The 18,888-nt window shown below is 55.3% G+C and carries 29 protein-coding genes; all 29 read right to left on the reverse strand.

Translation table 11 applies throughout. From position 1 onward, the window contains the following. Nucleotides 1-30: 30 nt before the first annotated feature. The 29 genes from Poly51_RS19255 to Poly51_RS19400 all read right to left on the reverse strand — a co-directional run bounded on the left by Poly51_RS19255 (nucleotide 31) and on the right by Poly51_RS19400 (nucleotide 18,877). Entirely contained in the window at nucleotides 31-495 is a 465-nt protein-coding gene (locus Poly51_RS19255) for a hypothetical protein (RefSeq protein WP_222435895.1), read from the reverse strand. A 641-nt stretch (nucleotides 496-1,136) separates the two neighbouring features. Next, on the reverse strand, nucleotides 1,137-1,409 hold the full coding sequence (locus Poly51_RS19265; protein WP_146459417.1) for a hypothetical protein: 273 nt from the start codon (nucleotides 1,407-1,409) through the stop codon (nucleotides 1,137-1,139). Between the two features lie 168 nt (nucleotides 1,410-1,577). Further along, nucleotides 1,578-1,943, reverse strand: a complete 366-nt coding sequence (locus tag Poly51_RS19270) for a hypothetical protein (protein ID WP_146459418.1) — start codon at nucleotides 1,941-1,943, stop codon at nucleotides 1,578-1,580. 168 nt (nucleotides 1,944-2,111) lie between these two features. Beyond that, a complete protein-coding gene (locus Poly51_RS19275) occupies nucleotides 2,112-2,585 on the reverse strand; it encodes a hypothetical protein (protein WP_146459419.1) in 474 nt (157 codons plus the stop codon). A 147-nt stretch (nucleotides 2,586-2,732) separates the two neighbouring features. Further along, a complete protein-coding gene (locus Poly51_RS19280) occupies nucleotides 2,733-3,041 on the reverse strand; it encodes a hypothetical protein (RefSeq protein WP_146459420.1) in 309 nt (102 codons plus the stop codon). A gap of 190 nt (nucleotides 3,042-3,231) precedes the next feature. Next, a complete protein-coding gene (locus Poly51_RS31855) occupies nucleotides 3,232-3,507 on the reverse strand; it encodes a S1 RNA-binding domain-containing protein (RefSeq protein ID WP_146459421.1) in 276 nt (91 codons plus the stop codon). A 217-nt stretch (nucleotides 3,508-3,724) separates the two neighbouring features. Next, a complete protein-coding gene (locus tag Poly51_RS19290; RefSeq protein WP_146459422.1) occupies nucleotides 3,725-3,982 on the reverse strand; it encodes a hypothetical protein in 258 nt (85 codons plus the stop codon). Nucleotides 3,983-4,144: 162 nt separating this feature from the next. Then, a complete protein-coding gene (locus Poly51_RS19295) occupies nucleotides 4,145-4,441 on the reverse strand; it encodes a hypothetical protein (protein ID WP_146459423.1) in 297 nt (98 codons plus the stop codon). 232 nt (nucleotides 4,442-4,673) lie between these two features. Continuing rightward, nucleotides 4,674-4,991: a DUF6966 domain-containing protein gene (locus tag Poly51_RS19300; RefSeq protein WP_146459424.1), complete on the reverse strand. Its 318-nt coding sequence runs from the start codon at nucleotides 4,989-4,991 to the stop codon at nucleotides 4,674-4,676. A 673-nt stretch (nucleotides 4,992-5,664) separates the two neighbouring features. Then, nucleotides 5,665-6,138 (reverse strand): SseB family protein, encoded by a 474-nt coding sequence (locus Poly51_RS19305; RefSeq protein ID WP_146459425.1) that lies wholly within the window; start codon nucleotides 6,136-6,138, stop codon nucleotides 5,665-5,667. A gap of 202 nt (nucleotides 6,139-6,340) precedes the next feature. Beyond that, complete coding sequence (locus Poly51_RS19310) at nucleotides 6,341-6,670, reverse strand: FKBP-type peptidyl-prolyl cis-trans isomerase (RefSeq protein ID WP_146459426.1); 330 nt, start codon at nucleotides 6,668-6,670, stop codon at nucleotides 6,341-6,343. A gap of 209 nt (nucleotides 6,671-6,879) precedes the next feature. Beyond that, complete coding sequence (locus tag Poly51_RS19315; protein WP_186775674.1) at nucleotides 6,880-7,188, reverse strand: hypothetical protein; 309 nt, start codon at nucleotides 7,186-7,188, stop codon at nucleotides 6,880-6,882. A 131-nt stretch (nucleotides 7,189-7,319) separates the two neighbouring features. Further along, nucleotides 7,320-7,763: a protein-tyrosine phosphatase family protein gene (locus Poly51_RS19325; protein WP_186775675.1), complete on the reverse strand. Its 444-nt coding sequence runs from the start codon at nucleotides 7,761-7,763 to the stop codon at nucleotides 7,320-7,322. A 161-nt stretch (nucleotides 7,764-7,924) separates the two neighbouring features. Beyond that, the gene (locus Poly51_RS19330) at nucleotides 7,925-8,464 is read right to left on the reverse strand and encodes a CbrC family protein (protein WP_146459430.1); all 540 of its coding nucleotides are present in this window, start codon (nucleotides 8,462-8,464) and stop codon (nucleotides 7,925-7,927) included. A gap of 672 nt (nucleotides 8,465-9,136) precedes the next feature. Then, nucleotides 9,137-9,532, reverse strand: a complete 396-nt coding sequence (locus tag Poly51_RS19335) for a hypothetical protein (protein ID WP_186775677.1) — start codon at nucleotides 9,530-9,532, stop codon at nucleotides 9,137-9,139. A gap of 149 nt (nucleotides 9,533-9,681) precedes the next feature. Then, nucleotides 9,682-10,185: a hypothetical protein gene (locus Poly51_RS19340; protein ID WP_146459432.1), complete on the reverse strand. Its 504-nt coding sequence runs from the start codon at nucleotides 10,183-10,185 to the stop codon at nucleotides 9,682-9,684. Between the two features lie 221 nt (nucleotides 10,186-10,406). Then, nucleotides 10,407-10,607 carry a hypothetical protein gene (locus Poly51_RS19345; RefSeq protein ID WP_146459433.1) on the reverse strand — a complete coding sequence of 67 codons (201 nt, stop codon included), beginning with the start codon at nucleotides 10,605-10,607 and terminating at the stop codon, nucleotides 10,407-10,409. A 160-nt stretch (nucleotides 10,608-10,767) separates the two neighbouring features. Then, nucleotides 10,768-11,241, reverse strand: a complete 474-nt coding sequence (locus tag Poly51_RS19350; RefSeq protein ID WP_146459434.1) for a tetratricopeptide repeat protein — start codon at nucleotides 11,239-11,241, stop codon at nucleotides 10,768-10,770. A 619-nt stretch (nucleotides 11,242-11,860) separates the two neighbouring features. Further along, nucleotides 11,861-12,259, reverse strand: coding sequence for a hypothetical protein (locus tag Poly51_RS19355; RefSeq protein ID WP_146459435.1), 399 nt, complete (start codon nucleotides 12,257-12,259; stop codon nucleotides 11,861-11,863). A gap of 151 nt (nucleotides 12,260-12,410) precedes the next feature. Continuing rightward, the gene (locus tag Poly51_RS19360) at nucleotides 12,411-12,869 is read right to left on the reverse strand and encodes a DMP19 family protein (protein ID WP_146459436.1); all 459 of its coding nucleotides are present in this window, start codon (nucleotides 12,867-12,869) and stop codon (nucleotides 12,411-12,413) included. Nucleotides 12,870-13,023: 154 nt separating this feature from the next. Continuing rightward, complete coding sequence (locus Poly51_RS30600) at nucleotides 13,024-13,377, reverse strand: hypothetical protein (protein WP_186775678.1); 354 nt, start codon at nucleotides 13,375-13,377, stop codon at nucleotides 13,024-13,026. Nucleotides 13,378-13,537: 160 nt separating this feature from the next. Next, entirely contained in the window at nucleotides 13,538-13,933 is a 396-nt protein-coding gene (locus tag Poly51_RS19365) for a hypothetical protein (RefSeq protein WP_146459437.1), read from the reverse strand. Between the two features lie 213 nt (nucleotides 13,934-14,146). Then, on the reverse strand, nucleotides 14,147-14,500 hold the full coding sequence (locus Poly51_RS19370; RefSeq protein WP_146459438.1) for a VOC family protein: 354 nt from the start codon (nucleotides 14,498-14,500) through the stop codon (nucleotides 14,147-14,149). Between the two features lie 190 nt (nucleotides 14,501-14,690). Next, nucleotides 14,691-15,056: a hypothetical protein gene (locus tag Poly51_RS19375; protein ID WP_146459439.1), complete on the reverse strand. Its 366-nt coding sequence runs from the start codon at nucleotides 15,054-15,056 to the stop codon at nucleotides 14,691-14,693. A gap of 667 nt (nucleotides 15,057-15,723) precedes the next feature. Next, nucleotides 15,724-16,023, reverse strand: coding sequence for a hypothetical protein (locus tag Poly51_RS19380; protein ID WP_146459440.1), 300 nt, complete (start codon nucleotides 16,021-16,023; stop codon nucleotides 15,724-15,726). 148 nt (nucleotides 16,024-16,171) lie between these two features. Then, nucleotides 16,172-16,741 carry a M50 family metallopeptidase gene (locus Poly51_RS19385; RefSeq protein WP_146459441.1) on the reverse strand — a complete coding sequence of 190 codons (570 nt, stop codon included), beginning with the start codon at nucleotides 16,739-16,741 and terminating at the stop codon, nucleotides 16,172-16,174. 156 nt (nucleotides 16,742-16,897) lie between these two features. Further along, nucleotides 16,898-17,278: a hypothetical protein gene (locus tag Poly51_RS19390; RefSeq protein WP_146459442.1), complete on the reverse strand. Its 381-nt coding sequence runs from the start codon at nucleotides 17,276-17,278 to the stop codon at nucleotides 16,898-16,900. 628 nt (nucleotides 17,279-17,906) lie between these two features. Next, the gene (locus Poly51_RS19395) at nucleotides 17,907-18,281 is read right to left on the reverse strand and encodes a hypothetical protein (RefSeq protein ID WP_146459443.1); all 375 of its coding nucleotides are present in this window, start codon (nucleotides 18,279-18,281) and stop codon (nucleotides 17,907-17,909) included. 263 nt (nucleotides 18,282-18,544) lie between these two features. Beyond that, on the reverse strand, nucleotides 18,545-18,877 hold the full coding sequence (locus tag Poly51_RS19400; RefSeq protein ID WP_146459444.1) for a hypothetical protein: 333 nt from the start codon (nucleotides 18,875-18,877) through the stop codon (nucleotides 18,545-18,547). Between the last annotated feature and the right edge of the window lie 11 nt (nucleotides 18,878-18,888).

Consider the following 18,888-nt stretch of genomic DNA (forward strand, 5'->3'; position numbering starts at 1 on the left):
CGTAAAAACCATGTTGGGCGACCGGCGACGTTACAATCGAGAGTCCAAGGCATTATTTGCCTTGTCGAGTTGCACAATCGCAGCCTCTGTAGTCTCAAAAAGAACGGATGCAGGATCGACGCTGTGCATTCCGTCGGTAACCAAAGAGGTCAGGCCTTCGCGGTTAAGGTCGGAGACAACAACGGCGAGTGGCAAATCAGAACCGTCAGCGTAATGGCGAAAACCGGCGCAGAGTGGATTGGCCATCATGTCGCCCCATTCGTAGGCCATTTCGCGTAGGTCGAGCAGGATTGCAGATGGGTCCCAAGCCACGATGCCCGCGTGAATCATCGCAGCCATGTAGTTTGCGTCGTCGTTGTTTGCACAACCGAAGCCGGAAACGCCATTAAACCGAACAACCAAAACATCTAGATGTGGCGGAGTGGGAAGGGGCGTTTGGAAGTACGCGTGTTGTATCGACACGTCTTCGCGAATGTCGAGCGGTTTCAATTCCATTTATTCTAGGTCGCCCAACGGAAGGTTTTTACGACACCGCCCCAAACGAAGCGGTGGAGTTTGAATCACGAAAAATTGTACCAATGCCAACGCCCGTTGCCTACCAACGAAGGTGTGCCGAAGGCCCTTGCGTAAAAACCATGTTCTGCGACGCGTCGAATCGCCAATGCAGCCTCCATTTCGGAAGACATGCAAGCCGACCGCGCACCCCGCGCTGGAATCGCACGCAAAGTCGCCACGCCGCAAATGTATAGCGCGCCGCTGCGCGGCGAACGTCAGCGCACCGTCCGCGCTATCTCAGCGAACCACCAGTGGACGTAACGTATCATGGACAGACGAAAATACAAACGAAGCGATTGACGCCGAACTCCCAATGGACGCTCCAAGTCGAGCGCCCCCCGTCCGCGCAACTTACGCCAGCGTCGCAGAACGGAAGGTTTTTACGACGCCGGTTCTGATCGAAGCGGAAAACGTCGCACACCAAACATTGTACCAACAGAACGCACGTTGCCAAAGATCGTAGGCGTTCGCGGGCTGGCACCAGAAGGAACGCGACCGAAGCGATAGATTTTACCCACCGAACGATTCTCCAAAGACGACAGCCGCGACTAGCGTAAAAACCATGTTAGGCGACCGGCGAACTACGGATCACGTTCTACCTGCCATTCAGCACTCGGCGGAAGCGGTGTGCCGTCCTCAAAGCTCTGAAGCTCCGTTTCGCTGTACGGCAGCAGCCAGTTGAGCACGTCGTCAGTGACACGGCGCGACCAGCAGGTTACGACAATTGAGTTGTCGGCGTCGCAACGGAAGACCTCAGCGACGATTTCGCCATTGAATCCAAGCAGTTCGACGCCAAGACCATCACGATGAATGTCGGATGCGATCTGAGTGTTCCATCCGTTGTTGTGCTTCATGAAACGGTAGGTCGCCTAACGGAAGGTTTTTACGACACCGCCCTGAACGAAGCGAACGATGCCTGAACTACGAAAGATTGTACCAAGGCCAGCCCGCGTCGCCAAACATGGAAGGTGTGCCGCAGGCCTAGCGTAAAAACCATGTTGTAGGGCACGGGGGTGCGAGATTCAGCGTTGCGACCAGTGAAGACCGCGATCCATCACGTCACGGAGGCGGTCGGCATCATCAAGGTCATCGTTTTCAAGAGCGGCGGTCATCACCGCGAAAACGTCATCAGCCAAGGCGCTCCCGGATGTCACGAACGCGGCATCATCGCTGGTCTCGTTGGTCGCACCATAGCACAATCGACCGAGGAAGCGTTCAAAGAAAAACGGGAAGACGTTGCCGTCAGCGTCAACGATGTCAACGTAGTGGGTGCAATACGGATTTGGGTCGCGATAGAAGCCGTGCGATTGAAGCGACAAAGGCAACGCGGGTGGTGTCGGCCAGTCAGAGATTTCGGAGAAGCCGGGAATTGGAGTCGAGTCATCCATCGGAATCCAAAACGCTAGTGCCCTACAACGGAAGGTTTTTACGACACCGCCGTTACCGAAGCGGTGGAGTTTGAATTACGACGAAGTGTACCAATGCCAACGCCCGTTGCCTACCAACGAAGGTGTGCCGAAGGCCTAGCGTAAAAACCATGTTAGGCGACCAATGCGCTACGATTCGCGTAACACTTGAAAGAGCGTTTGAAGGGCAGTCGTGACATCGGTTTCATGTTTGGTCTCAGCGTTGAGCATCCAACGGTCGGAAGCGTCCATGATCGACGGAAGGACGTCGCCGCGAATTCCGAGTACGCCAAATGGAATGATCTTGCGAACGCGATTGACGTACGATTGCACGAATTTCTTAGCGAGTTTCTGAGACGAAAAGAACGGCAAGGTCCGCGTGCTATCAACGGTGTATGTGAACGGGGTGAAGCCCTTGTCGTCACGCCCCAATTCGGTGGCGGATGCTTCAACGATTGCGGCCAGTTCTTCGGCGGTCATCGTTTCGGGGTCGACGTCAGTGTCAAAAGGGACGGTGAGAACGTGGATGTCCGAAGACGCCAGTTCGCGGATGAAACCGGACTGGTCAGGGTATTGGGCGAGTTTCGTCAGGCGGTCACGACCGCCAAAGAGTGCGGATAGCATTTGATTGGTCTTGGTCGCCTAACGGAAGGTTTTTACGACACCGCCCTGAACGAAGCGAACGATGCCTGAACTACGAGAAATTGTACCAAAGCCAGCGATCGTTGCCAAAAGACGAAGGTGTGCCGCAGGCCTAGCGTAAAAACCATGTTATGTGCCACTGGAGCTACGAGAACGCTGAACCAACAAATCTGCGAGTTCTGCCTGCGCAAGTTCGGCGAATCCCTCGGATTCAGTTAGGGCATCACGTTCGGATTGAAGGTCTGACGCGAGACGTGCGTTGCCGGCGTCGTTGGTTTCAACGAACCCATGCGTTGAGGCAATGCCAATGGCGTCGCGGGCAAATTGTGGTGAGACGGCAGCCATGCGCTGCGAGAAAGAATGCGCGCGGATTGCATAGTCGATGTCGCAAAACACGTCTGGAAGACAGGCGACAAAGAGTGCTTGGGCGTCAGTCATGGGCTGAATCACCAGTCGGCCGTGGCACATAACGGAAGGTTTTTACGACACCGCCGTTACCGAAGCGGTGGAGTTTGAATCACGGGAAATTGTACCAATGCCAACGCCCGTTGCCTACTAACGAAGGTGTGCCGAAGGCCTAGCGTAAAAACCATGTTATGTGACCGTTGTGCCGCGAAAACAGGAACCATCAGGGGGCAGTATCCCCGTCCGCGCAATCCGGTTTTGGCAGCAGGACTTTGATTGAACCGCTGAAACGCTCTTGAGGGCGTTTTGCAGGATCATGCAGCTGGAGAATCTGGAATCGCACTGTGTCACCAACAGCTGCAATGTCGGATGGGTGCGAGATGCGGGCCCAAGTTAAATCAACGACACGTAGCAATCCGGGTACGCCATCGACGTCAACGAACATGCCGAAATGTTCGAGTCGCGTCACCACGCCGTCGCAAACGTCGCCGACATTCATTAGTTGAGGTCACATAACGGAAGGTTTTTACGTCACCGCCGTGAACGAAGCGGTTGACTCTGAGTTACGAGAAATTGTACCAATGCGAACGCCCGTTGCCAAAGAGCGAAGGTGATCGCGCAGCGACTAGCGTAAAAGCCATGTTGCACGACGCGGGAATCGCCAGAGGATGCCCCATCCGGAAGAACATGCAAGCCGACCGCGCAATGGCGAGAAGTTATGGTGAGTCTGGACGCTGGAACCCGCACGGAAGTTCAACGCCATCGCGACACACAGTTGCACCACCGGCACCCTCGACGTAAACCTGAATCGCGTCGCCAGAGTGAACCACGTGAAGATGGAAGTCATCAGCCGCATCAGCGGCGGGCACAACGTCGAAAATGTCGCCGGTCAGAAGCCAGTAGTCCATGCCCCAAGGTTCGAGGTAGAGCGCCAGTGGATGCTCGGACGTGTTTTCGAATCGGGTTGGGTGCATGAAAGACTAGCGTCGTGCAACGGAAGGTTTTTACGACACCGCCGTTACCGAAGCGGTGGAGTTTGAATCACGAGAAATTGTACCAACGCCAGCGCCCGTTGCCTACCAACGAAGGTGTGCCGAAGGCCTAGCGTAAAAACCATGTTGTGCGACCATTGGCTGCTACACAAGGTCTACGTCGCGTGAGATACGGATTTCGTCGAACTCAAGTGTGTCGTCACGGTCATCACCGTAGCCCAGCAGGCTAACCGCTAGGTTGTTGAGCAACGCAGTCTGGGCCAATTGAAGCATGTTGTCTGAGTGCGATACGGAACGGTCTAGTCGGCAAGTCAGCCGCGAGTCGCTGTTGGCGGACGATTTTTCGGATTTGTCGACGACCAGCTCAATCCCGCGTTTGCTAACGTAGATTGCGTGAATGAATCCCGATGTTTTTGCATCATAGTTTCCGTCATCGGACATGGGTAACTCACAATCAAAATTGGGGGTAGCGGTCTGCGTACGAAGATTGAATCGCGGTTGGTTTGGTCGCACAACGGAAGGTTTTTACGACACCGCCCTAAACGAAGCGAGAGATGCCTGAACTACGACAAATCGTACCAAAGCCAGCCCGCGTTGACAAAGTTGGAAGGTGTGCCGAAGGCCTAGCGTAAAAACCATGTTGTCCGCCCATTGCGGTCTCCATTGGCAACAGTCATTCGGTAACGGCATTGCGGCGGACTTCGCGTGCAAGTTCGGCGAGCTGAGATCGGAGCGAATCCAAGCGATCGTTGACGTCGCGGTAGTCGGAATCGGAGACAGAGTGTCCATTCGCGGACATCAAGATCAGGTCGTTGAAGCTGCCCATGCCGCCAAACGCGCCAAGCAGATGATCGACGCCAGACAGGTCACTGTTCTCGATGCGACGAAGTGACGTATCCATCCATTTCGCCCAGTGAGTCTCACCAGCGGCACGAAGCAACGCAGATATCTCACGGAGACGTTCGCAAAGTTCGGTGGTTTTTGGACCCATGGCAAACTTGGAGCGGACAACGGAAGGTTTTTACGTCACCGCCGTTACCGAAGCGAGTGACTTTGTGTTGCGAAAGATTATACCAATGCCAGCGCCAGTTGCCAAAGAGCGAAGGTGATCGCGGGCCTGCGCCAGAGGGAGCGTGACCGCAGCGATTGACTTTGCGCACCGAACGATTCTCCAACGACGACAGCCGCGACTAGCGTAAAAACCATGTTGTGCGGCACTTGCGCGGGGATTGCGTGGTCGATTGGCAGAAAGATGGGGGGCAAGAAAATGAAGGATAGCAGCGAATTTGGCACGCAAAGGCGCAAAGACGCGAAGGAAAAAGCTTGAGATCGATGTGGCAAAGGTTGACAATCGCGTTAGTCGCACGACGCGCAGCCAGCGGTGAATCATGACGTTCGAGCGCTGGCTGCGGCTCGCGCGACCATCGGATTGGCCGGTGATCGGTTGAGCCACAGAGGACACCGAGAACACAGAGGAGAGCCACGGATGCACACGGATGCATCTGTCTGCCTGTGCCGCACAACGGAAGGTTTTTACGACACCGCCCTAAACGAAGCGAGCGACGTCTGAAGTACGAAAGATTCTACCACCGGAGGGAGGCTTGAACAAACGTCAGCGGTGTGCCGAAGGCTTAGCGTAAAAACCATGTTAGGCGACCAATGCGCTACGGTTCGCGTAACACTTGGAAGAGCGTCTGCAAGGCAGTTGTAACATCGGTTTCATGCTTGGTTCCAGCGTTGAGTAACCAACGGTCAGCAGCGTCCATGACCGACGGGAGAGCGTCACCACGGATTTCGAGAACACCAAAGGGGATGATCTTACGAACGCGATTGACGTACGATTGAACGAATTTCTGCGCAAGTTTCTGCGAGGTGAAAAACGGAAGAGTTTTGGCGCCATCGGCGGTGTAGGTGAACGGTGAAAAGCCCTTGTCGTCCCGTGCGAGTTCAGTTGCAGAGGCCTCAACGATAGCTGCAAGTTCGTCAGCGGTCATCGTTTCAGGATCAACGTCGGTATCAAAGGGCACGGTGAGAACGTGAACGTCCGACGTGGCTAGTTCGCGGATAAAACCGGACTGGTCAGGGTATTGTGCAAGTTTCGTCAGGCGGTCACGACCGCCAAAGAGTGCGGATAGCATTTGATTGGTCTTGGTCGCCTAACGGAAGGTTTTTACGACACCGCCCTAAACGAAGCGAGCGATGTCTGAACGACGGAAATTGTACCAAGGCCAGCCCGCGTTGCCAAAGTGGGAAGGTGTGCCGAAGGCCTCAGCGTAAAAACCATGTTGCACGACCGCTGCACAACGGTAGAAGCCTCCATTCCGAGCGATATGTAAGTCGTCAGCATGAATCACGCGACACGGAGAGCAATCGGACGTTAAAGTGCAGTACAGCATTCGGTGGGATTACGCCCTCTACGCCAACGTCGCGATAACCGAGATGCGGGCCAGCGTGGAAGCATCGACGGCCACCAACCGCCATGCCCTCGACGCCATAGGTTAGCACGGCGATCACATCACGCGCACCGAGCGTGAACGTGTAGGCGTCATGCGATTGGACGACATCGCCCCGGTTGAGCATCAGGTGGTACGAGATCGTAACAGTGTCGCCGCGAGTGGCAACGCGGCCATCGCCAACGGTTTCGGAATCGAGTTTGACACCAGCGCGCATTGGGTAAACTGAGGTCGTGCAACGGAAGGTTTTTACGACACCGCCCTAAACGAAGCGGTGGAGTTTTAATCACGAGAAATTGTACCAATGCCAACGCACGTTGCCTACCAACGAAGGTGTGCCGAAGGCCTAGCGTAAAAACCATGTTGTGGGACGCGAGAACGACCAGAAACGCATCCATATGAGAAGACGTGCAAGCCGTCCGCGCATCAGGCCAGCCACAGCGAGACAGTTTTAATTAAGCAAACAACCAAAACACCAAAAATGACCGCCAAACCAGTCAGGGCGACGATCCCGTTGAGAACGCCGGGCATCGGAGGCGGGCCGAGATATGCCCACGCGATCATCGCAAGAATCGCGGCCAAAACCCCCGCAGCGGGATGAACCCACGCAGCAACAAGAAGTGGAGCAGCGATGCACGCGCCGAGCAACAGGACGACGATCACGAAGAAAAGAATCAGCTGCAGGTTTTCGCGAGACGCGTTCGTGCTGTGCAGAGATTCAGGATCATCGGGCATCGAAAGGCTAGCGTCCCACAACGGAAGGTTTTTACGACACCGCCCTGAACGAAGCGAACGATGCCTGAACTACGAGAGATTATACCAATGCCAGCCCGCGTTGCCAAACGAGGAAGGTGTGCCCGAAGGGCCTAGCGTAAAAACCATGTTGGCCGCCGTACGCTGGGAAATACGCCAGCCACATCAGACCAAAGTTGGCCCTTGATCTCCAGTGATTTGATCGCGGCGATACGTTCGAGTGCAACTTCGGGGGTGATGTCGAGATGGCATGCGAGCGCATAGGCGGCAATTGTGGGCGAACGCGACATACCAGCGGAACAGGCAACGATCGTGCGAGTTTCCGAGTGGAGCAAGTCGACGAGCGATTGAACCGCAAACCGAAGAACGGACGGCTCATTGCCGCCACCGTCATTGAGCGGGAAGCGGAGGTAGAGCAATTGCCGTGGTAGTTGAGCGGGTGGCTCCTCAAAGGCGACGTCAACAACAGCGGTGATGCCAGCGTCGAACAACGGACGAGGTTCGCGAACGTCAAACGCGTGGCCTAGCCAGAGCAGATTGGGGTGAAGCTCGTGCAACAATGATCTCGTGCGGCCAACGGAAGGTTTTTACGACACCGCCGTTACCGAAGCGGTGGTGTTTGAATCACGAAAAATTGTACCAACGCGAGCGCCCGTTGCCTACCAACGAAGGTGTGCCGAAGGCCTAGCGTAAAAACCATGTTAGCCGCCCCGTTGTGCTACGTGAATTGCCAAGTGAACAGTTGGCGGTCGCAAGTAGTGCAACGAAAAAGGCTGATCTCACGTAGGGACTCAGGTCGAAGTGCGTAGTCGGATGTCCAATCACGCGGTTCCCGTTCCCAATAGTGAAAGCGTTGCGGAACAGCTTCGGATTCGTCCGCAGTTTGAGGAATGCCAAAGAACTCAGCCCAGTCTCCGCAGCACATGGGCCAGTCGTTGTATTGCAGGAAAAGGGGAATGCTAGGCGTCCTGCAAAAGGATGCTCGTGCGGAATCATTGTCAGCCGCGAAGCGGTTGATGGTCTTTTGGATTTCGGGGGTGATGTCCTTGCGAATGTTGCCACCAAGAATGCATCCAGCACAGAGTTCGGACACCTCCGGTTCGTCGCGGGCGAACTGTGGGTTGGCAGCCAATTTCGCGTCGATGATCTCACCGTCGAAGTTGAAGATCGGAGCGGATTCGGTCTCGCAGTGATGGCATTGCGTGCCGCCACACGGAAACAACGCTGCATCGTCGATGTAGGTGAACAGAGAACCCATTGGACTAGGGGCGGCTAACGGAAGGTTTTTACGACACCGCCCTGAACGAAGCGGTGGAGTTTGAATCGCGATAAATTGTACCAATGCCAGCGCCCGTTGCCTACCAACGAAGGTGTGCCGAAGGCCTAGCGTAAAAACCATGTTGGGCGACCCTCTGCGCTACTGGACAAGGGGAAGTAGAGCAAAGAAGTGTGCACAGACGACACAGGCGTCAACGGCAATAACGAGTGTCCGACGCAATTGCGAAAGAGATGAGCGAAGCGTGTAGTGAAGAACGACAGCGGGGCAAACGAACATCGCTAACAGACATGGATACATCATCGAGTACGCGAACGCTTCGCTGGGTCCGGGTAGGTCAAGCATCCCAGCGTCGATCCGTGACACAACGATTGATGCACCAACGACGAAAAGGTGAGCGCAAATTGCAGCACGCAGATGCCACGACTTCGGTGGCAAGCTAGACCGCTCGCTAGATGTCAGGCCAGTTGGTTCGTATGGGTTCGCATTCAACTGATCTGGGTCGCCCAACGGAAGGTTTTTACGACACCGCCCTAAACGAAGCGGACAATGCCTGAACTACGAGAAATTGTACCAAGGCCAGCCCGCGTCGCCAAACACGGAAGGTGTGCCCGCAGGGCCTCTGCGTAAAAACCATGTTGTGCGACCGGTGAATTACGTAAGCCATTGCCACACTCGATAGGCGATGTAACTGACCAGCAGCACACGGACGGCTATACTGAACCATGAGTACCCGATCCGGGCCGAATCCCGTTCGCAGTCAAAGGGCAATTCGCCCTTCCAGTATTTGCCGGGATTGAGACCAAACTGATAGATTTGATTGCCTGCTCTAACGCGGAGCACATAGCCGGGGAAAATCGCGCCGCGAAGTGAGAACAGCACTGCATCGGAAATGTCCGAGTACGGGATGTGCCAATCACCACAAACCAAGGCGTCAGTGGTAACCTTCAGAGTGCCGCGACGGGACAGAACCCAGCTAAGGCCGCGGCGAACGTCATCGCCCTCAGCGGTAGTCGCTTTCGTCATGCAGCGGTGCAGGATTTCACTCATAGCGGTAGGTCGCACAACGGAAGGTTTTTACGACACCGCCCCAAACGAAGCGGTGGAGTTTGAATTGCGATTGATTGTACCAATGCCAACGCCCGTTGCCAAACAAACGAAGGTGTGCCGAAGGCCTAGCGTAAAAACCATGTTAGTGGTCACGGGCCATCAGTTTTGGGCTGCAAGCCACGATAGAACGATTGCAGGAGCGTTGCAATTTTCGGGCCGGGTAATGCAAGTTGAGCAGCATCCATTCCGGCGCAGTTGAATTGGGAGAACCCGCACCAACCATCCGTCCCATTTGCCACAGTGACAACGCACCAAGTACCGTCGAGAACAAAATGTTCAACGTCGATGAGGGTGTCCGGTGTGACATTTTGCAAGGCAGAAACCAACGATTCGGTCTGCGCGTCGGTTAGTAGCGTTGAAACGGGTGAATCGACGGGATTGCCCTCAACGTCCATGGTGACGTCAACATCGACAACGATGCGAGTCCGTGAGCGATACCACATTGCAGATTCGTCCAGAGTGACGATCCAGTTTGGCGGCGCATCAGAATCGAGCATTGCCTGCGTCGATTTCATGGCGACGCGAATGGAGTCGCGATATTCCGGCTCGAAGTCAGATTCGGCGATCCAAGGATGGTCGAGCGGAGTTGGCATCGGTGAAAACTAGTGACCACTAACGGAAGGTTTTTACGACACCGCCGTTACCGAAGCGGTGGAGTTTGAATCACGGGAAATTGTACCAATGCCAACGCACGTTGCCTACCAACGAAGGTGTGCCGAAGGCCTAGCGTAAAAACCATGTTGTCCGGCGATGAAGTGCCGGAAGGGTATCCATCGCAACCCGCCCGCAAGCGACCGCGCATCAAGCGCGCGGGTCAGAACAGGCAGTCGTCAATCGAGTCCAGCTTGGATTTGTGTTCAGCTTCCAAGCGTTCGATTTCAGCGTCAAGTTCCAAACGTTCAGTGTCGTCAGCGTCATTGCGGTGTTTGCGCAGTTCATCCAGTCGCGGTTTGTAGTGTTCGCGAAGGCCATCGGCGTAAGCGTCCGGGCCGCCAGTCCAGAATGAATCGGTCATTTTCGTGAGGCCTCGTCCGGACAACGGAAGGTTTTTACGACACCGCCCTAAACGAAGCGGTGGAGTTTGAATCACGAGAAATTATACCAATGCCAGCGCACGTTGCCAAACGAGCGAAGGTGTGCCGAAGGCCTAGCGTAAAAACCATGTTGTGCGAACCCTAACCCGCGTTTTCAGCCTGCCATTCGTCGAGTTTCTTACAGGCCATCGTGTCATCGGGGTCGATCTCAACGGCCCGTTTGAAATGAAAATCGGCGTTGTCAAAGTCGTCGACCTTGCGGTATTGGTCACCAAGGCACCAGTGCGGGCACGCGACGTCAGGCAAGAAATCGGCAGCGTAGTGAAAGTGAGTCAATGCGTCGTCGTTGCAACCGAGCCCCGCCAGAAGGTTGGCCCAATACAAGTGCGACCAACCATCATAAGGGTCAAGTTTCAGGGCGCGGGCGTAGTACTCGCGGCAGTTGTCCAAGTCGTGCGATTTGAAGTAACGCATCCCGATGCGGATAAGTAGATCGACATCATCGGGGCGGTCAGGCTCAAGTGCCAGCAAACCATCGAGGTCAAGCGTTTCGTAATGGTCGATGCGGGCGTTTCGTTCGTCACTAAGCATGTAAGAGTGACACCACAAGGACACGCTGGGTTCGCACAACGGAAGGTTTTTACGACACCGCCCTAAACGAAGCGAGCGACGTCTGAACTACGAAAGATTATACCAAGGCCAGCCCGCGTTGCCAAACGTGGAAGGTGTGCCCGAAGGGCCTCTGCGTAAAAACCATGTTGTGGGACGCGTTGAAGTGCCAAAACGGTCGCCATCCGAGAAGACATACAAGGACAGCGCAACAAAGCATGGCGAACCACGAAAGACGCGAAATACACGAAAGATGCGGGACAGGAAGTTCGCACAACGACGGCACAAAGAAAGTCGCTGCACGGAGATACGGGAACCGCACAGAAGTTGATGCCAGCGCCAGATTGAGCAACGAGAGCAGTCCATCAGGGTCGCGGCCGCAGATCAGGCGTCATTGCATGGCGAATCACCAACCAACGCTCAAAGGCATTAACGGTCGAAACAACAAAAAGGGTTTACCGGAGGAGCCGAAAACCTAGCGTCCCACAACGGAAGGTTTTTACGACACCGCCCTAAACGAAGCGGACGGTGCCTCAACTACGAGAAATTGTACCAAGACCAGCCCGCGTTGCCAAACATGGAAGGTGTGCCCGAAGGGCCTCAGCGTAAAAACCATGTTGGGCGACTATGCGGTTGGATTTGGCAGGACTGTGTCGGGACTGTTGTATAACGGCCACCACCACGCACGATCTTCAGCGACGTGAATCCAGAGTATGTCAAACCGCTCAGCCTCATCGGGGGTTTGCACGAAAAGCGGCTTCGATTTCAGGTCATCCCAGATATCGCCCCATTCGTCGATGTGATCGTCGTCCTCGGATTCAAGCAGTGCCAATTCGCGATCAAACAGCGAACGCACGTCGTCGAACGCCGGGGTTGGGGTAAATGTACCCTCGATGCACGGATAATCGGCATGTTGCCAGTTATCGACGGGCCGCAAATCAGCAAGGACTACGCCACCACGAGTGAGCTGGTAGTGCCATTTCGCTTTGAGCGAGTGCGTGATTGAGGCGGGTACATCAGCCATTCGACCTGTCGCCCAACGGAAGGTTTTTACGACACCGCCCTAAACGAAGCGAACGATGTCCGAAGTACGGAAGATTGTACCAAGGCCAGCGCCCGTTGCCAAAGGACGAAGGTGTGCCGAAGGCCTAGCGTAAAAACCATGTTGGGCGACCCTACGCGCTAGGCTGGAACAATGATTCGTGTTTTTCGCAGAGTGTAGGGATGAGGTTTTCGATGTCGCTCTCAAGCGCGAAGTAGTCATCCTCAAGCGTTTCGAGCGATTTGTCCCAATCTGATGGCATGTCATCAAAGTAGCCGTCAGGGATGCGGCGTTTCAGTTTCGATCGGCCCTTGGCGTGATAGTAGTAGACGATCTCGCGTAGGACTTGAGCGACCGCAGGGACGTTAGCAGCCTTTGCGCCGTCGATCGCGTCAAGAATGAGACACCACGACGAGTTGCCGTGCAGTTGGGAGATGCCACCATTGAAGATGTCCGCGTGGACGTAATGAATCGCGAAGCAATACGCGAATCCCGGCGGAATCTCGCGCAAGTCTTCGAGTGCGCGCTTGTAGCTGTCAAACGGCTCGATCACAGAGTCAATGCGGTCGAAAACTTCGGTTTCGGTTGGCATCTGGGTCGCCCAACGGAAGGTTTTTACGACACCGCCCTAAACGAAGCGAACGCTGCCTGAACTACGGATGATTCTACCACCAGAGGGCGGCTTGAACAAACGACAGCGGTGTGCCGAAGGCCTAGCGTAAAAACCATGTTGGCCGACCCGGGCACTACGTTTCCGCTACGCCCTCGGAGAGGTGTTTGCAGTGAATCCGAATCTGGCCAAAGTATTCCAAGTCAACGAACACGTGAATGTCGCCATCCTTGGACGGTTTTTTGGCATCGAGCTGAAGTGTATTGCAACGCGCGAGGTACGAGTCGTCGTCAAGCGGCTCTGCGTTGATGGACGCGACGAAACGCGAAGTGGCGTCATCGTTGAACAACCCGCCAAACCGAATCGTGACAGTGGTTGGTTCCGGGTAGAAGATTGGATAGAGCGCAAATACGAGCGACGCTTCGCGTCGAGGGCCGAACGAAGCAGAGACAAGGTTGGCGTCGTGGTATTCGTATTGGAGTGCGATCACGAAAAGTTAGGGTCGGCCAACGGAAGGTTTTTACGACACCGCCCTAAACGAAGCGAACGATGCATGAACTACGGAAATTGTACCAAAGCCATCGCCCGTTGCCAAAAAGCGAAGGTGTGCCGAAGGCCTAGCGTAAAAACCATGTTGGTGGACACTGGCGCTACATTTGATCTTCGCGTTCGAGTGCTTCGCCCCAGATGTTGATCTGGGTGTTGAACTCGCGGGGTTCCCACGCGCGTATATTGATTGCCATCGGGATAAAACTATCGCCTCGGTACTCAGGTTCAGCGGCGTATTGTGTTATGGAGCCATCGGCCGCAAGCGGCCCGATGACGTTAGTGTCGATGCCGTGCTTGATGTCAGCGATTCCGACGGGGACGTACAGAATGTTTGGAGGGATGTCTTGCCCGCCGAAATCGAGCGGCATTAGATAGAGCTTTTCTAGTGTGCCATCAGCGCAAAGCTTTTGAGCCTTTGCGAGGCTGTCAACGTCGGAAAAGTCGGGGCCAGTTGTCGGCGGCGCGAGTTTGGGTTTGCGTTTCTTCCAGAACGACATGAGTAACCTATGATCTGTGTCCACCAACGGAAGGTTTTTACGACACCGCCCTAAACGAAGCGAACGATGCCTGAACTACGAGAAATTATACCAAGGCCATGGCCCGTTGCCAAAGAGCCAAGGTGTGCCGAAGGCCTAGCGTAAAAACCATGTTGCACGACCGGTGAATCGCCAGAAAAGTCTCCATCCGTTGACGGCCGCAAGGTCAGCGCATCACGCACGGTAGAGTTCAACGGTGCGACCATCGGGATCGGCAACCAACGCCATGTAGCCCCACGGCGTGTCACGCCCCGGTTTGATGGCGCGACCACCGAGTGACGCCGCAGATTCGACGGCGGCGTCAGGGTCAACGACCGCGAAACCGAGCCGCGTAGTCGAATCGACCGCTTGATCGTCAGGTAGCGGATAGATTTCGATGATGCCATCACCAAGTGGGGCCGAATGATGCAGCGGCCCCTTGCCGTGTTGCTCTTCGGTGAAAGTCAAGCCCAGCGAACCGTAGAACGCGCAAGCGGCGGGAACGTCGTGAGTCTTGAGGACGAGCAATCGCAGGGAAACGTCGGCCACGGGAGTCCTTGCGGTTAGGTCGTGCAACGGAAGGTTTTTACGACACCGCCGTTACCGAAGCGGTGGAGTTTGAATCGCGAGAAAGTGTACCAATGCCAGCGCCCGTTGCCTACCAACGAAGGTGTGCCGAAGGCCTAGCGTAAAAACCATGTTGTGGGACGCTGAACCACCGGAAGGCGTTGCGTTAGATTCAGCTCATGAGCGTCACCAATACGTCGGTAACATCGCCATTGGCAACAAGCGCAAAGCCAGAGCGCCCCGCCAACCGATCCCAGTCGGCTTGAGGCGAGGAAAACGCCCAGCACTCGTGGGCAGGCGTGGCATTCGAGACGAACGCATCCAATTCCGCGAGAAATTCGGGAAGCGCGTCGGGTGTAGTGAATTCACGTTGCAGCCCCTCTAGCTCGACGCGACGTTCGAGCCAGCCAGCGACGCGCCGGAGAAAGTCGGCGCGTGCAACGTCATTCGGATCGGGCGGAACGTCGATGGGGGTGAACGGTGGCGGATCGCCGATCAAGTCCGTAATGTCGTCGTCAGTCAGGTCCGAATCACTCATAGCCTGCGTCCCACAACGGAAGGTTTTTACGACACCGCCCTGAACGAAGCGAGCGACGTCTGAACTACGAGAATTGTACCAAGGCCAGCCCGCGTTGCCAAACAAGGAAGGTGTGCCGAAGGCCTCAGCGTAAAAACCATGTTGTGGGACGCGTTGAAGTGCCAAGACGGCCTCCATCCGAGAAGACATACAAGGACAGCGCAACCGAGCATGGCGAACCACGAAAGACGCGAAATACACGAAAGATGCCGGACAGGAAGTCCGAACAACGACGGCACAAAGAAAGTCGCTGCACGGAAACACGGAAACCGCACAGAAGTTGATGCCAGCGCCAGATGGAGCAACGAGATCAGTCCGTCACGGTCGCGACCGCAGATCAGGCGTCATTGCATGGCGAATCACCAGCGAACGCTCAAAGGCATTAACGGTCGAAACAACAAAAAGGGTTTACCGGAGGAGCCGAAAACTTAGCGTCCCACAACGGAAGGTTTTTACGACACCGCCCTGAACGAAGCGAACGATGCCTGAATTAAGGGAGATTGTACCAAGGCCTTGGCCCGTTGCCAAAGAGCCAAGGTGTGCCCGAAGGGCCTCAGCGTAAAAACCATGTTATCGGACCGTTGCGCTACGAGCTGGCGTGATATTCAGAGAAGACACCCCCGAGCATCTACGCGATTTCGCGAGCGGCCACAGCCATCAATTCGCGACAACCTTCCGAGCAAGTCGCAATCACCGCAGCAGAGTCATCCTGTGCCCAAGAGAAGGCCCCCAAGTTGGATTCGTCACGAATCAGTTGCACGGCGTCAGCAGGTGGATGGGCTTCGATTGGTTGGCCCGTTGCTGGGTTGCGAACCATGCGCGATGGAGCGCGAACCAAGTCTGGACGCTGAGCGATGAATTCGAGCCAGCCATCGCGTGTAAGCGGGACGCTGCCAGCAGGCGCCTCGATGTGGCCGATGTATTCCATTGAGGTCCGATAACGGAAGGTTTTTACGACACCGCCCTGAACGAAGCGAACAATGTCTGAACTACGGAAGATTCTACCACCTGAGGGAGGCTTGAACAAACGACAGCGGTGTGCCGAAGGCCTAGCGTAAAAACCATGTTACGCGACCCTAACGCGGTGAAATCGTGAATTCGAGTACAAGCATCAGGATCAAAGCACCAAGCAGCGTGTAGGCCAGTACCGGATCGACCAATGATGGATCGCCGAAGAATTTTTTGACGGAGCCGAGCCGATGCCACAAGTAGAAGCCGAGTGGGATTGTGAGCAAACCGAAAGCGAGAAGTGTCCAGAGAGGCGAACCGTGTTGAAGCATGACGCCACAGTCACCTACGCGGTCAAAGGAGCCGATCGCGATGTACGCTCCATTTGCGAGCAGGCAAAAACCAGCGAAGAATGCCGCGATGTTGCGAGCCGAGGTGTAGCGATGCGGAATGAACCGCCAAATGGCAACAGGGATGATGCAGCCGAGGATTGGGCCAAGCCAAACGACGAGCGAAGGGTTGGGATTCGGGGAAACGTCGGTACGGGAGATCGTCAGTGGATGCAGCACAACACGTTCGACGGTTCCGCCGGTGGTCATTGCACCGATGACGTGACCGAACTCGTGGACGGCCATCATTGCGAACCAGCTCAGCGCCAAGAGAGAGGCGACGAAAATGCACTGGTGAAAACGTTTCATAAGCGAAAGACTGGGTCGCGTAACGGAAGGTTTTTACGACACCGCCGTTACCGAAGCGGTGGAGTTTGAATCACGAGAAATTGTACCAATGCCAACGCCCGTTGCCTACCAACGAAGGTGTGCCGAAGGCCTAGCGTAAAAACCATGTTGGGCGACCTACGGGCGTTGGAGCCAAATCGCGTTGGATGGAGCCTCGTCCTTGTAGGTGACGAGTTTACCCGGAACGAATGAGACGACAATGCCGAATGCGGCCGATGCGAGAATGTCAGACACGTCCGAAGCGGGGACGAATCTGCCATCCAGTTCGTGTTCCGATGCGATGATGTAGCAAACGGTGTCCAGCGGCGGCATCGTCGGCGAATCGCAAATGCAGCGATCGTCGAGATCACGCTGGAAGCGATGATTTAGGCGATCAAGAAACGATCCGCGTTTCTTGGGAAGTTGCAACTGAGACAGGTATCGGTCTCGGCGTTCGCGGATGATGAACGAACGAACGAAGCCAGTTTCGTGTGCGAGGATTAGTTCGTCGCGTTCCATTTGATTGAGTAGGTCGCCCAACGGAAGGTTTTTACGACACCGCCCCAAACGGAGCGAACGATGTCTGAATCACGAAAAAGTGTACCAATACGAGCGCCCGTTGCCTACCAACGAAGGTGTGCCGAAGGCCTAGCGTAAAAACCATGTTGTGCGACGGTTGCAGCGGTCAGTCGTCAGCCTCGGGCAGTACGTCGAAAATCGCCCGGTCAGTAACAAAGGTGGACGTCCAGACAATGGAGTTGCAGCCATTGGTGCAACCGCCATACCGCTCCGTGACGGTGAGAGGCGTTCCGCACTTCGGGCATGGAACCACGACACCTCGCGACGCAAACGCAAGCAATGTGGAACGGCAATCGTCGCCAGCGATGAGAGCATCGAGGAACTCGGCTGGAGCGTCAGCGACCCAACGACGGCAGTCAGTAACGGGTAAACCAGTGCTCGAACGTAAGGTCGCGATTCGGTCAAGTTCGTGGCGATCAATCATTCGGTGAGTCGCACAACGGAAGGTTTTTACGACACCGCCCTAAACGAAGCGGACGATGCCTGAATTACAAGAAATTTTACCAAGGGCATGGCCCGTTGCCAAAGAGCCAAGGTGTGCCCGGAGGGCCTCAGCGTAAAAACCATGTTAGCCGCCCGGTGCGTTGGCATTCGGGTCTGGCAGTGTTTTGAGATAATCAAGAATCATTGTGTTTGGTTCACGGCCAGACCAATGAGCGTCCGAGCCGTTACGCAGCCAGATAACGCGCAGATTGACAGCAGAATCGTCTGAGAATGGCAGCAGTTCAATGGGGTCAGCATCCCAGTCGACCTCGACGCGTGAGGACAGTTCATCGAACGTCCAAGGCTGGCCAGATCGCGCTACACAGGTTTGGTAGTCGTCGCGCAGGTCGTCCCAGTTGCGTGGCCAATCGCCATCGTTGGCCTTCATGTGCTCGATGCACATGTCAGCGACCCACCAAATGGCGTATGAGCCACGGATCGTGTTGTTGATGCCGAGCATTGTGGAAACGGCAAATGACACGACAGCAGCAACCGCGACGAGAATAAGTAACGTCCGGATGCGAAATCGAAATGGTTTACGGTCTGAATCAGAGATATCTAGGAGCGGCTAACGGAAGGTTTTTACGACACCGCCCTGAACGAAGCGAACGATGCCTGAACTACGAAAGATTGTACCAATGCCAGCCCGCGTGACCAACCAAGGAAGGTGTGCCGTAGGCCTAGCGTAAAAACCATGTTGTCTGACATTGAAGCGGCGAAAGACTATCCATCCCCTGACGCAAGCAAGGACAGCGCATCCGACACGTCTGGATCAGAAATCGCAGCCTGAACTGCGTTGTCGACGGCACGATAGGCATAAGGGTGGGTGTAGCCGAATTCGTCACCAGCGTCGATCAGGAATTGTCGCCACGCAGCCGCGTCGTACCCGTAGTCAGCATTGGTTGCACGTTTGAGCGCGTGCGCACCGGCCATCATTGCACGTTTTCGAGCATTGCCAGTTGCAGGCTCCATCTCGAAGCCGGAGTCCGAGTAACCAACGAGTTGAAGCAGCGCGATATGAATGGGCACAACGCGCCCGAATGGTCGAACTGTCATTGGTCTATGTC

The sequence above is a fragment of the Rubripirellula tenax genome (assembly GCF_007860125.1).
Classification (GTDB): domain Bacteria; phylum Planctomycetota; class Planctomycetia; order Pirellulales; family Pirellulaceae; genus Rubripirellula; species Rubripirellula tenax.

What these genes read in the sequence shown, in the direction of transcription:
- Poly51_RS19255 (WP_222435895.1), bottom strand. Translation starts at nt 495, where the DNA reads ATGGAATTGAAACCGCTCGACATTCGCGAAGACGTGTCGATACAACAC.
- Poly51_RS19265 (WP_146459417.1), bottom strand. Translation starts at nt 1,409, where the DNA reads ATGAAGCACAACAACGGATGGAACACTCAGATCGCATCCGACATTCAT.
- Poly51_RS19270 (WP_146459418.1), bottom strand. Translation starts at nt 1,943, where the DNA reads ATGGATGACTCGACTCCAATTCCCGGCTTCTCCGAAATCTCTGACTGG.
- Poly51_RS19275 (WP_146459419.1), bottom strand. Translation starts at nt 2,585, where the DNA reads ATGCTATCCGCACTCTTTGGCGGTCGTGACCGCCTGACGAAACTCGCC.
- Poly51_RS19280 (WP_146459420.1), bottom strand. Translation starts at nt 3,041, where the DNA reads ATGACTGACGCCCAAGCACTCTTTGTCGCCTGTCTTCCAGACGTGTTT.
- Poly51_RS31855 (WP_146459421.1), bottom strand. Translation starts at nt 3,507, where the DNA reads ATGAATGTCGGCGACGTTTGCGACGGCGTGGTGACGCGACTCGAACAT.
- Poly51_RS19290 (WP_146459422.1), bottom strand. Translation starts at nt 3,982, where the DNA reads ATGCACCCAACCCGATTCGAAAACACGTCCGAGCATCCACTGGCGCTC.
- Poly51_RS19295 (WP_146459423.1), bottom strand. Translation starts at nt 4,441, where the DNA reads ATGTCCGATGACGGAAACTATGATGCAAAAACATCGGGATTCATTCAC.
- Poly51_RS19300 (WP_146459424.1), bottom strand. Translation starts at nt 4,991, where the DNA reads ATGGGTCCAAAAACCACCGAACTTTGCGAACGTCTCCGTGAGATATCT.
- Poly51_RS19305 (WP_146459425.1), bottom strand. Translation starts at nt 6,138, where the DNA reads ATGCTATCCGCACTCTTTGGCGGTCGTGACCGCCTGACGAAACTTGCA.
- Poly51_RS19310 (WP_146459426.1), bottom strand. Translation starts at nt 6,670, where the DNA reads ATGCGCGCTGGTGTCAAACTCGATTCCGAAACCGTTGGCGATGGCCGC.
- Poly51_RS19315 (WP_186775674.1), bottom strand. Translation starts at nt 7,188, where the DNA reads ATGCCCGATGATCCTGAATCTCTGCACAGCACGAACGCGTCTCGCGAA.
- Poly51_RS19330 (WP_146459430.1), bottom strand. Translation starts at nt 8,464, where the DNA reads ATGGGTTCTCTGTTCACCTACATCGACGATGCAGCGTTGTTTCCGTGT.
- Poly51_RS19335 (WP_186775677.1), bottom strand. Translation starts at nt 9,532, where the DNA reads ATGAGTGAAATCCTGCACCGCTGCATGACGAAAGCGACTACCGCTGAG.
- Poly51_RS19340 (WP_146459432.1), bottom strand. Translation starts at nt 10,185, where the DNA reads ATGCCAACTCCGCTCGACCATCCTTGGATCGCCGAATCTGACTTCGAG.
- Poly51_RS19345 (WP_146459433.1), bottom strand. Translation starts at nt 10,607, where the DNA reads ATGACCGATTCATTCTGGACTGGCGGCCCGGACGCTTACGCCGATGGC.
- Poly51_RS19355 (WP_146459435.1), bottom strand. Translation starts at nt 12,259, where the DNA reads ATGGCTGATGTACCCGCCTCAATCACGCACTCGCTCAAAGCGAAATGG.
- Poly51_RS19360 (WP_146459436.1), bottom strand. Translation starts at nt 12,869, where the DNA reads ATGCCAACCGAAACCGAAGTTTTCGACCGCATTGACTCTGTGATCGAG.
- Poly51_RS19365 (WP_146459437.1), bottom strand. Translation starts at nt 13,933, where the DNA reads ATGTCGTTCTGGAAGAAACGCAAACCCAAACTCGCGCCGCCGACAACT.
- Poly51_RS19375 (WP_146459439.1), bottom strand. Translation starts at nt 15,056, where the DNA reads ATGAGTGATTCGGACCTGACTGACGACGACATTACGGACTTGATCGGC.
- Poly51_RS19380 (WP_146459440.1), bottom strand. Translation starts at nt 16,023, where the DNA reads ATGGAATACATCGGCCACATCGAGGCGCCTGCTGGCAGCGTCCCGCTT.
- Poly51_RS19385 (WP_146459441.1), bottom strand. Translation starts at nt 16,741, where the DNA reads ATGAAACGTTTTCACCAGTGCATTTTCGTCGCCTCTCTCTTGGCGCTG.
- Poly51_RS19390 (WP_146459442.1), bottom strand. Translation starts at nt 17,278, where the DNA reads ATGGAACGCGACGAACTAATCCTCGCACACGAAACTGGCTTCGTTCGT.
- Poly51_RS19395 (WP_146459443.1), bottom strand. Translation starts at nt 18,281, where the DNA reads ATGCTCGGCATCAACAACACGATCCGTGGCTCATACGCCATTTGGTGG.
- Poly51_RS19400 (WP_146459444.1), bottom strand. Translation starts at nt 18,877, where the DNA reads ATGACAGTTCGACCATTCGGGCGCGTTGTGCCCATTCATATCGCGCTG.